General features: G+C 74.0%; 9 protein-coding genes. 5 read left to right on the top strand and 4 right to left on the bottom strand.

The genetic code is table 11. The features are described 5' to 3' along the window. Positions 1-162: 162 nt before the first annotated feature. Complete coding sequence (locus tag AC3ET4_RS29820) at positions 163-576, bottom strand: ankyrin repeat domain-containing protein (RefSeq protein ID WP_431954922.1); 414 nt, start codon at positions 574-576, stop codon at positions 163-165. A 374-nt stretch (positions 577-950) separates the two neighbouring features. Here AC3ET4_RS29820 and AC3ET4_RS29815 point away from each other — a divergent pair, with 374 nt between their 5' ends. After that, positions 951-1,145 carry a hypothetical protein gene (locus tag AC3ET4_RS29815; RefSeq protein WP_018534760.1) on the top strand — a complete coding sequence of 65 codons (195 nt, stop codon included), beginning with the start codon at positions 951-953 and terminating at the stop codon, positions 1,143-1,145. 389 nt (positions 1,146-1,534) lie between these two features. After that, complete coding sequence (locus AC3ET4_RS29810) at positions 1,535-3,157, top strand: hypothetical protein (RefSeq protein ID WP_431954919.1); 1,623 nt, start codon at positions 1,535-1,537, stop codon at positions 3,155-3,157. A gap of 57 nt (positions 3,158-3,214) precedes the next feature. Here AC3ET4_RS29810 and AC3ET4_RS29805 read toward each other — a convergent pair whose 3' ends face one another. Further along, positions 3,215-3,715 (bottom strand): metallophosphoesterase family protein, encoded by a 501-nt coding sequence (locus AC3ET4_RS29805; RefSeq protein WP_431954917.1) that lies wholly within the window; start codon positions 3,713-3,715, stop codon positions 3,215-3,217. A 160-nt stretch (positions 3,716-3,875) separates the two neighbouring features. On the opposite strand from AC3ET4_RS29805, the gene AC3ET4_RS29800 reads away from it, so the two are divergent. Further along, the gene (locus AC3ET4_RS29800; RefSeq protein WP_431954915.1) at positions 3,876-4,322 is read left to right on the top strand and encodes an ATP-binding protein; all 447 of its coding nucleotides are present in this window, start codon (positions 3,876-3,878) and stop codon (positions 4,320-4,322) included. A 117-nt stretch (positions 4,323-4,439) separates the two neighbouring features. Continuing rightward, entirely contained in the window at positions 4,440-5,468 is a 1,029-nt protein-coding gene (locus AC3ET4_RS29795; RefSeq protein WP_431954913.1) for a GlxA family transcriptional regulator, read from the top strand. Positions 5,469-5,533: 65 nt separating this feature from the next. On the opposite strand, the gene AC3ET4_RS29790 is transcribed toward AC3ET4_RS29795, so the two are convergent. Together AC3ET4_RS29790 and AC3ET4_RS29785 are read right to left on the bottom strand one after the other, a co-directional pair. After that, positions 5,534-6,172: an HD domain-containing protein gene (locus AC3ET4_RS29790; RefSeq protein WP_431954911.1), complete on the bottom strand. Its 639-nt coding sequence runs from the start codon at positions 6,170-6,172 to the stop codon at positions 5,534-5,536. Between the two features lie 246 nt (positions 6,173-6,418). After that, complete coding sequence (locus tag AC3ET4_RS29785) at positions 6,419-6,643, bottom strand: DUF397 domain-containing protein (RefSeq protein ID WP_431954909.1); 225 nt, start codon at positions 6,641-6,643, stop codon at positions 6,419-6,421. 301 nt (positions 6,644-6,944) lie between these two features. On the opposite strand from AC3ET4_RS29785, the gene AC3ET4_RS29780 reads away from it, so the two are divergent. Then, positions 6,945-7,157 (top strand): hypothetical protein, encoded by a 213-nt coding sequence (locus tag AC3ET4_RS29780; protein WP_431954907.1) that lies wholly within the window; start codon positions 6,945-6,947, stop codon positions 7,155-7,157. Positions 7,158-7,236: the final 79 nt, after the last annotated feature.

Genomic DNA, 7,236 nt, shown 5'->3' with positions numbered 1-7,236 from the left:
GTCCCCCGTCACACCGAAGATCACGAGCCCGGACGGGCCCGCGATGCGCGGCAGCCGCCGGTCGGTCGGATCGCGCAGCGGATTTTCCCAGCTGTCGGTTTCCGTCATGGGTCCACTTCTCTTCACATCGTGGGGACGGCGTCGTCGTGGCGCGTCCGCGGGTCATGCGGCGCCGAAGAGTTCCAGGAGCGCGTCCTTACCGAACATACGGGCGGTGTCGACGGCCGAGGGGGCGCCCGCCGCGGGGTCGGCCCCGCCATCGAGGAGGACGCGGACGACCTCGTCCTCGCCTCTGAAGACGGCTCCGGCCAGTGGGGTCTGGCCGCGGTCGTTGACGCGGTCGGGGTCCGCACCGCGCTGGAGGAGGGCGGCCACGGTGGCGGCGTGGCCGTGGTAGGCGGCGAGCATCACGAGGGTGTCGCCCTTGTCGTTGGTGAGGTCGGCCGGCACACCGGCGTCCACATAGGCCGCCAGGGTCTCGGTGCCGCCCCGGCGGGCGAGGTCGAAGAGCTCGGCGGCGAGTCGCAGGACGTCGGGGTCGTGGGCCGGGTCGTGCCGCGGGGTCGGCTCGCTCATCGTTCCTCACAGCCAGTGGTCGCCGTGCGCGGGCGGGGCCTTCCTGATCCACCCTAAGCGGCCTCGGCCGCCCCGGGCTCGCCGGGCGCGTCCCGGTACGTGCCGCGGCAGGGCGATGCACCGACCGCGAGCCCGTGGCCCCTGCCCGACGCTGTCGCTCACTCGAACGGGCGACTTCCCTGCTCCATCGGCGGCGCCTGCCCCATGACGCGCCGGACGACCGGCGAGGATCACCCCCGCAGGAAACCGTTCAGCGGAGCCGAAGGAGTGAATTCTGTTACTTATCACCCATTCGCCTCTTTTCAGAACATATTACTGAATGTCATTCTGGAACCACTCATGGTGACCGTCCCCATCACACAGGAGTAGCCCCCATGATCCTGTCCATCTCAGGCGTCGTCCTGCTCGGCATCATCGTCTTCCTGTTCTTCCGCAAGGACGGGCTCAAGGCGTCCCACGCGCTCGTCTGCGCCCTCTTCGGCTTCTACCTCGCGGGCACCGCCATCGCCCCGAGCATCAAAGCCGGCGGGGCGAGCCTGGCGAGCCTCCTGGGCGGGATCAAGTTCTAGCCGTTCCACCGCCACACGGCCACGGCGCCCGAAGGGCGCGTCCCGCGCCTTCACGGCTCCCACGCCTCGTCCCGAAGGCGCCGGCGCAGTGCACGGCAGAGCGGGAACGCGTCCTCGACCGGGCCGTTCTCGTCCGGGCCGTCCTCGACCTGGGACGCCGCGGGCAGGGAAGCGTACTCCGGGCATCGCGCGTCGCGCGGCAGGCGGGCGCTCGATGACGCGGCCCCGGTGACACCGTCTTGACGGCACGGCCGAAAGCGGCCGTACCGCACGCCGTACCGCGCGGCCGGTCCGCGGTCCGGCGCCGCTCCGCACCGGGCCGTCCCCTCGTCCACCGACCGCCCCGCCCGCCCCGCCGCACATCCCGCACCCGATCCTCTGGAGCTCCCGTGGTCCGGCGCCCCCTTTCCGCCCTCCTGAGCAGCCGCCCCTCGCTCTCGCGCGGCCGTGAGCTCGCGCGGGCCGCCGTCGACAGCACCGCGGACGTCCTCCACCCGCTCCTCGTCATCGCGCGCGGCCTCGCCCGTCAGGCCGGCTGGGCGCGCGACTGGTGGCGCGACACGCCCAAGGACCGGCGCGGACCGGCGCTGCTGGCCTCCGTGGGAGCCGCCTTCCTCGTCATGGCGCTGCTGCCCTACGGCGCCTACCTGCTGGTCGCCGCCCTGATGGGCTCCGCCGGCTGGATGGGCCGGGACCGCACGCCCCTCGCGACCGGGCCGAGCGGCGCCGAGAACGACCGGCTGACCGCGCTGTACGAGGCCCTCGTGCCGTATCTGTCCGTCGCCGACGACCCCAGCCCGCTCTACGCCCACGACGGCAGCTGGGAAGGCGCCTTCGGCGACCACGCTTTCGAGGACGGGCGGCTCGTCCGCCTGCGCCTGAGGTACCCGGCCTACTTCACCGACGGCGAGGCCGCCGCCAGGGCCCGCGTCGAGCATGTGCTGCAGGCGAAGGCGGGTCGCGGCCGCGAGTACCGCTTCGAGTGGAACGAGGAGGAGAACCACCTCACCCTCACCGCGCTCCCCCCGCTGTCCACGGACATCGCCGCCCAGCGCTTCGTCACCTCCCCCGGCGAGACCGTGATCGGCTTCACCGACCCGGAGGCCGTGCAGCGCACCGTCCCCGTCGAGGACGGTGCGGAGGTCAGGGACGCGCCCCCGGTGGTGTGGCGCACCGGCCCGCGCTCCACCGAGCCGCATCTGCTCGCCCTCGGGCACCCCGGCACGGGCACCACCACGCTGCTGCGCTCGATCGCGCTCCAGGCCCTGCCCGAGGGCGACCTCGTGGTCGTCGACGGCAGCGGCACCGGAGAGTACGCGTGCCTGACCGGCCGGCCCGGTGTGCTGGCCGTCGAGAGCGGTCTCGCCGGAGCGCTGGCCACCCTGGAGTGGGCGGCGCACGAGACCGAGCGCCGTCTGATCGCCGTCAACCGCGCCCGGCAGGCCGGCCGCACCGCCCCGGACGACGTACGGCGCCCGCTGTGGATCCTCGTCGACCGGCCGACGGTGCTCAGCCAGCTCGCGCACGCCGAGAACCGCCCCGAACCGCAGGAGCTGCTGGACGTCCCGCTCCGGCACGGGCGCGCGGCCGGGGTGACCGTCGCGGTGGCCGACCACCTCGACGGGGCCGAGGCGCTCTCCCCGGTGGTCATCGCCCAGACCAGGGCCCGGGTGCTGCTGGGCGCGGTCACCGCGGAGCAGACGCAGGCGGTGCTCGGCGCGCCGCAGTGCTCGACGTCCGCGGCGGAAGTGCCGCCCGGCCGCGGCTATGTGCGGCTGGGCTCGGGGCCGGTGCTCCGGGTGCAGGTGCCGGCGACCCCCGACCCCTTCGACGAGGACGCCGCCCCCAGCCACCGCCAGGCCGTCCTGGCGCTGCTGCCGCCCGTCGGCGCCGCCCCGGGGGCGGCGGGGCGGGAGCCCGCGGCCGGGACGGCCGGGGCCCCCGGGCCGGTCCGGGTCTCCGAGCCCTCGGGCGCGGCCCGTCCGGCCGGCGACCCGGCGCTCGAGCGCTGACCGGAGCACCGACTCGAGCAGTGACCCGCGCGCCGGGCCGACGCGACCCCGCCCGGGTCAGCGCCGCGGCAGCGTGTGCAGCCGCACCTCGGTCAGCTCGCCCCCGGCGGCCACAGCGGTGAGGTACGTGCAGTAGGGCTGACGCCTGCGGTCCGTCGGCGAACCGGGGTTGAGCAGCCGCAGCCCGCCCGGCGCCGAGCTGTCCCAGGGGATGTGGCTGTGCCCGAAGACCAGGACGTCGAGGTCGGGGAAGCGTTCCTCGCAGCGGCGTTCGCGTCCCTGCGCCGGGCCGCTGTCGTGCACCACGCCGAAGCGCAGCCCGCCGAGCTCGGCACGGGCGACCTCGGGCAGCCGCGCCCGCAGCTCGTCGCCGTCGTTGTTCCCGTACACGCCGATCACCCGGCGCGACCTCTCCTGCAGCAGGTCGAGGGTCGCGACGTCGACCCAGTCGCCGGCGTGGATGACGGCGTCGGCCTCGGGAATCCGGTCCAGGAGTTCGGCAGGAAGCTCTTTGGCACGTTTGGGTAGGTGTGTATCGGACATCACAAGAAGACGCACACGTCCACGCTATCCACGCGGGGGGACACCAGCGGTGCCGGGCACGGCGGCCGGAAGGGGTGCCGACGTCCACGGCGTGCCGCACGGGGGGCGGCGTGGCCGGTGGGGCGCCCCGCGATCGCCGGGACCGCGGGCCTCATCGACGAAGGGCCCACACGTCATGTGCGGTGACACCATCCCCACCCGTTCGGCGGAACTCGTGCAACCCGCCGAGGCCGCCTACGTGGGCGCCGCACGGCACTTCACGTCCGAACTGCTGGGGCTGTGGGGACTGTCCGCCGAGGACCGCATCGCCGCCGAGCTGATCGTCGACGAACTCGCCGCCAACGCCGCCCGCCACGGCCGTGCCCAGATGTCGATACGGCTGTGCCTGCACGACGACGCTCTGGTCATCACCGTCACCGACAGCGGCGACGCCCCGCACCACGACGGGGCCCGCGCCGACAGCACCCCGCCGGACGAGCACGGGCGCGGTTTGGAGATCGTGCGCCGGCTCGCCGTGTCCACCTCCATCCACGACGACGAGCGCGGCCGCCGCGTGGTGACGACGCGGCGTCTCGCCCCGCTCCAGCGGCCCGTCGCGGGGGTCACCAGCCCGGCCTCGTAGACCCGGGCGGGCATGGGCGAGAATGACGGACCGGGCAGGGACAGGCCCGCCCGGCGTCCCGCACCGGGGTGTCCGCACCGCACCTGCCGGACGCGCATCGTCTACGGAGGAACGACAGTGACATCCCGTGCCGCCCCGGCCGTGGCGCCGCACCAGGTGCTGGTCGTGCTGTTCGACGGGCTGCAGCTGATGGATGTGACGGGTCCGCTGGATGTGTACACGGCGGCGAACGAGTACGGCGCCCGCTATGTGACGGGGACGGTGTCACTGGACGGCGGACCGGTGACGACGACCGCGGGGCTGCGGCTGGTGCCGGACCTGGCGCTGGACGAGGTCGACTTCCCGGTCGACACGCTCGTCATCCCCGGGCGCCCGGACTGGTGGGCCGCGGTCGCGGACACCGCCCTCGTGGCGGGCATCGCCCGCCTCGCGGACCGCTCCCGCACTGTCGCGTCGGTGTGCGCGGGCGCGTTCCCGCTGGCCGCGACCGGGCTGCTGGACGGTCGCCGGGCCGCCACGCACTGGCGGCTCGCCGACGACCTCGCCGCCCGCTACCCCGAGGTCGAGGTCGACTCCGACGCGATCTTCGTACGGGACGGCCGCTTCATCACCTCCGCGGGCATCAGCGCGGGCATCGACCTGACGCTCTCCCTGGTCGAGGCGGACCTGGGTCCGGACATCGCCCGCAGAGCCGCCAAGTTCCTGGTCGTCTTCATGGCCCGGCCCGGTGGCCAGTCGCAGTTCAGCGTGCGGCAGAGCCCGCGCCGGCCGGCCCACTCGGTGCTGCGCCGGGTGCTCGACCATGTGGCCGCCGACCCCTCCGGCGACCACAGCCTGCCCGCGCTGGCGGCCCGGGCCGGCGTCAGCACCCGCCACCTGACCCGGCTGTTCCGCACGGAGACCGGCGGCACCGCCGCGCAGTACGTCGAACGCATCCGCGTCGAGGCGGCCCAGGCCCTGCTGGAAGCGGGCGACGACGCCCACGACACGGTCGCCCGGCGCAGCGGCTTCGGATCGGAGGAGACGATGCGCCGCGCCTTCCGGCGCCGCCTCGGCATCAGCCCCGGCGCCTATCGCGACCGCTTCCGCACCACCCGGCCCGGGGGCATCCCCGGCACCCCGGGCGCCGCCGGACGGAAGGCCTAGCCGGGACGGGGGCCGCGCGCGGACGCGCGCGTCCCGTCCCGCTTGCTCGCGTCTCGTTCCGCGTGCTATTCCGCCCAGGGGGACCGCAGGATGGTGTCCACGAAGTTGCCGCGCACGAAGCCCGGTACGAAACGCTCCAGGACGTCGGCCTTGACGTTGCCGAACGTGGTGTCGGGGCGGGGCGCGATGCCGCGGGTGAACTCCTTGAGAATGGTGTTCCTGAAGTCGGGCCGCGGATGGACGGCGACGACGGCCTCGCGTTCCTCGGGGGTGATCTCGTCGTATCCGATGCCGAGGACGTCGACCTCGACGCCCGAGGTGACCAGGGCGATCTCGGGCGCCATGTGCCACGGGATCTCCGGCGTGGTGTGCAGGGCGATCGCCTCCCACACCAGGCGCGCGCGGTCCTCCGCGACGCCCTGCTCCAGCAGGAAGCGACGGGCCTCGTCGGCGCCGTCGATCTCGAAGCGCTGGTCGGTACGGGCGTAGGTGTCGGTCAGCCCGAGGTCGTGGAAGAGGGCGCCGACGTACAGCAGCTCGGGGTCGAAGTCCCATCCGCGGTTGCGGCCGCGCATCGACGCCCAGAAGTAGACCCGGCGCGAGTGGTGGAAGACGACCGGATCGGCGGCCTTGCGCACCAGCTCGGTCGCTTCCGCGACGAGCCGGGTGTCGGGCACCTCGATGTCCGCGATGATGTCAGCCACGTCTGATCTCCTGACAGGTGTCGGGTTGCGTTCGGCGTCCGGGCAAGGCGCCCGGTACCGTCGCAGCCATCCTCGAGCGCGGCGCTCGTCCTGCGCCGTAGGCGGAAGGGACGCACGACCCTCGGATCGGGACACACTGGCGGCAGGCCGCTCGCTCGGCGGGGCGACGCCAGGACACGTCCCGGACGCGTGACGACGCTCGGCGGGCCGCCACCGGCCCGCCGAGCGTGGGGGACGTCACGGGTGCTAGCCGAACTCGCCCTCGCGCACACCTTCCCGGAACGCCGTCCACTCCTGCGCGGTGAACCGCAGGGGCGGCAGGTCCCTGTTCTGTGCATCACGGACGGCGACGGCTCCGTCGCCGATGTCCGCCACCTCGACGCACTCCGGCAGGTAACCGCTCTTGCTGCTCTTGACCCAGCGCGCTTCCCGCAGATCCCGCGCGTAGAGGTCGGCCTTTCTCGCTCGCATGGGAACCTCCGTTCGAGGTTCGTTCAATCGTTCCCTTCCACCCTCGCCCCGGCCCTCCGGCCGCGCAAGCACCTCAGCGGGTCGCGGCGGCCGCGGGAGGGCGCGACCGCCGCGGACCGGTGGGGGCGCGATGCCGGCTGCCGCGACGCCGCCGGACCCGGAGCGGGCCGCCGGAGCCTCAGGTCCCAGCAGTCCCGAAGACAAATTTCCTTCGACGCGCCTCTTCTGACGTCTCGTCACAATCTGTCGCGCCCGGGTCGCGCCCTGTCGCGAAGCGCCGGAACGAGGCAGTATCGAACACATGGCGGCATCATCGGGGTGCGATGTCTGCGGGCGGGAGGACGACACCGTCCGCGACTGCGGCATCCGCCATGTCCCGCTCGGCGTGTGCGACGCATGCTTCGACGACATGGCGCGGGCCCGGCGGGCCCCCCTGCCGCGCCCCCTGGACGGCGCGGAGGTGATGGCCGCCGTGCTGGAGGCGCTTCACGAGGGCAGCCGCCGCTCTTCCTGAGCGGCGCCGGGCGGCGGGCCGGCGGAGCCCGGCAGCGCGAAGGTCGACGGCAGCACGGCCCGGCCGGGGGGGGGGGGGG

It is taken from the genome of Actinacidiphila sp. bgisy167 (genome assembly GCF_057707665.1).
Note: the sequence above shows the minus strand (reverse complement) of the source record. Positions and strands in the feature narration are given on the sequence as shown.

Coding starts and splice junctions, on each gene's coding strand:
- AC3ET4_RS29820 (WP_431954922.1), bottom strand. CDS start 576: ATGAGCGAGCCGACCCCGCGGCACGACCCGGCCCACGACCCCGACGTC.
- AC3ET4_RS29815 (WP_018534760.1), top strand. CDS start 951: ATGATCCTGTCCATCTCAGGCGTCGTCCTGCTCGGCATCATCGTCTTC.
- AC3ET4_RS29800 (WP_431954915.1), top strand. CDS start 3,876: ATGTGCGGTGACACCATCCCCACCCGTTCGGCGGAACTCGTGCAACCC.
- AC3ET4_RS29785 (WP_431954909.1), bottom strand. CDS start 6,643: ATGCGAGCGAGAAAGGCCGACCTCTACGCGCGGGATCTGCGGGAAGCG.
- AC3ET4_RS29780 (WP_431954907.1), top strand. CDS start 6,945: ATGGCGGCATCATCGGGGTGCGATGTCTGCGGGCGGGAGGACGACACC.